This window comes from Sphingobacterium wenxiniae (genome assembly GCF_900116225.1).
In the GTDB taxonomy this organism is placed as follows: Bacteria; Bacteroidota; Bacteroidia; order Sphingobacteriales; family Sphingobacteriaceae; genus Sphingobacterium; species Sphingobacterium wenxiniae.
The window spans coordinates 1-1,955 of record NZ_FOZZ01000021.1; the positions used below are offsets into that span (position 1 = coordinate 1).

A 1,955-nucleotide genomic window follows, 5' to 3' on the forward strand; every position below is an offset into this window, starting at 1 on the left:
TCGAAAGCATCTGTGCTCTTTTTTCCTCTTTGCTCATACAGCAAAGCTAGGACTTAGATGAATGCTAAAAAATATGTACTTGGTAGGGCGGATACGTTTCTCAAGCTATATAAAGATATTTTAATTGGTATTGGAGGTCAGTTAACAGTGCAGGAATCGTCATCTGGTAACGATGAGTTGTTTTTTTCGAATGGAGACATCGCAGTGACAAAGCTTAATGGTGTTAACGGGCTTCGTAAATCTTGTTTTTTCTTAATTAATATAAAGTTATAATCTATGAAAATTAAATTTTTAGGCCTATCGGCCTTAATGCTGTTAATGACAGTAGTCAGTTGTCAAAAAGATGTTAAAAATCCTGTAGAAACACAGCCACGCTATGCTGATGCAGGAGATGGTGGTTTAGATGTCCTCGGATATGGGTACGACATGATTAATGGTAGATTCGCATCAGCTGAGTCTGCTACGAGACGAATAGTAAATGTCAGAAAATTGAAAGCAGAGCTGCCCGCCAGAATTCATGAAATAGGAGGGACATATGTGGATTACCAGACCAAATCGGGAGAGGATTATGAAAAATTTCAAAAACAACATATTGTAAAAGTTGATGTAAAAACAGGAATTAAGATTTTTGGACTTTCTTTATTTAAAGCAGATTTTAAATCCTCATTCGATCAAACTACTTTAAAGGAAAGTACAAGATCTTTCGCCAGTGTAGATATGTTAGTGAAGACAGCTTCCTTAGAAATATTGAATCATAATTTAAGCTATGATTATCTTAAAAACTATTTAGACACTGACTTTGTTAATGCGTGTAATACATTGACTCCGGAACAGTTGGTAAATCTTTATGGAGTTGGTATGATAAAAAAGATGGATGTCGGGGGGAAACTGTCATTAGATTATTCCAGTGTGGTTTCAAATGGAGATAAAAAGACGATTGTTACAGCCGGAGGTAGTGCTGCTTTTAAATTTTTATTTAAAGTAGATGTTAGCCCTTCCTACGAATACCATCAGCAAGATGTTAATAAAAATACAAATCAAAAGATGGTGTATCGATCTGTAGGTGGAACAGGTGCAATAGGAATAACACAGGGAAGCCTTACCCAACCAGCGGCATTTAATCCAAGCACTTGGTCAAGCACCGTAAATAGGAATACAAGCGTACTTATTAACTTCTCTGACGATAGTTTTATATTATTACACGAATTGATACCAAATGCAGAAAAGGCTAAATTGGTTCGAGATCTTATCTATGAAAAATTAGGAATGGTAAATAAAGTTTATTCTCAAGGTAAATTATTGGCAAAAATATGGGGAAGCCCGAATTTGAACGATTATGCTTTTACATCTTTTGAACTTTTTAATACTACGGGATATAATAGTCATAATCAAGCAGACTATATCATGTCTCACAATGTAATTTTAAATGGAGGAGGGACTACCTATGACAATGAATTTGCTTATAGTGGAGTAGATGCTTACAAATTTTCAGAGGGGGAGGCATCACGAAAGATAGGAGTTAAAAATAAAAACTTGAATCCAGCGTTAAAGTATAAGGTTTCGTATAAATATAGGTATTCTGAGAGTAGTCCAATTCCTAACTTCAATAGTTATCAAATAACAGAATTACCTCCTGCAAAATGGGATGATTATACGTGGTATCAAGCTCGTAAGACTATCAGTGGAGTGACTTCTTTTGAGGAGTGCTGTTTTGTAAGTAAGATTGTTGACGATTATGTGGTATATCCGGAAGGAAGTAAAGTGGAACTTTATATCTATGACAGGTATACAGGTTCAATAAAAGAAACTTTAGTGTTTGATTAGTAATAACAATGTTGATACGTTAGTATTCGAATTTACTGGTAGTGTAAACTGAACTGTGTCACATCACTCCTTTTAGGGTTCGTGCTCAGAGGCTGAAAGCCTCGAGTGCGAACCCTAAAAGGAGTTGCCGA

The 1,955-nt window shown here is 35.5% G+C and carries 1 protein-coding gene; it reads left to right on the forward strand.

Features of this window, described 5'->3' with window-relative positions; all coding sequences use genetic code 11:
* The first annotated feature begins 276 nt into the window (after positions 1-276).
* On the forward strand, positions 277-1,824 hold the full coding sequence (locus BM375_RS16935; protein ID WP_093367784.1) for a hypothetical protein: 1,548 nt from the start codon (positions 277-279) through the stop codon (positions 1,822-1,824).
* Positions 1,825-1,955: the final 131 nt, after the last annotated feature.

Coding starts and splice junctions, on each gene's coding strand:
- BM375_RS16935 (WP_093367784.1), top strand. CDS start 277: ATGAAAATTAAATTTTTAGGCCTATCGGCCTTAATGCTGTTAATGACA.